At 53.5% G+C, this 361-nt stretch carries 1 protein-coding gene; it reads right to left on the bottom strand.

Annotated features, from left to right (window positions below):
* Positions 1 to 296 (bottom strand): plasmid recombination protein (locus tag KP705_RS19520; RefSeq protein ID WP_252348463.1); only part of this gene is annotated, 296 nt, incomplete at its 3' end.
* Positions 297 to 361: the final 65 nt, after the last annotated feature.

Below are 361 nucleotides of genomic sequence, written 5' to 3'. Positions count from 1 at the left end.
TGTCGTGACCCCAAATACGCCTCCTGGTCAGCGTTCCGGTTCTCGAACGCGCCAGGTGAGGACGTGACCAGGTATTCGATGCACTGGACGGCGTTCTTGCGGATCTTCTCAGGTAGCGCCTTCTCGAACGCGATCATGCCCTGTTTGACGTTCTGCGTCACGATCAGGTCATTGTCTGTCGTTCTCGTGGCGTCAGAGTTTGGCGGATCCTGCTCTCGGTAGGCGTGCTTCATGGACGCCCTGACGGACTTGGGCGATTTGAGTTTCTGAACCCTAAGAATGGCGAATTTTGACATGGTGTGTCAGCCCCCTTTTTTCAAAAGGGGGACTTACTACACAATTTGCAAGCAAATTGTGTAGT

Origin of the sequence: Gluconobacter sp. P1D12_c, assembly GCF_018812105.1 — a bacterium.
Taxonomy (GTDB): domain Bacteria; phylum Pseudomonadota; class Alphaproteobacteria; order Acetobacterales; family Acetobacteraceae; genus Gluconobacter; species Gluconobacter oxydans_A.
Note: the sequence above shows the minus strand (reverse complement) of the source record. Positions and strands in the feature narration are given on the sequence as shown.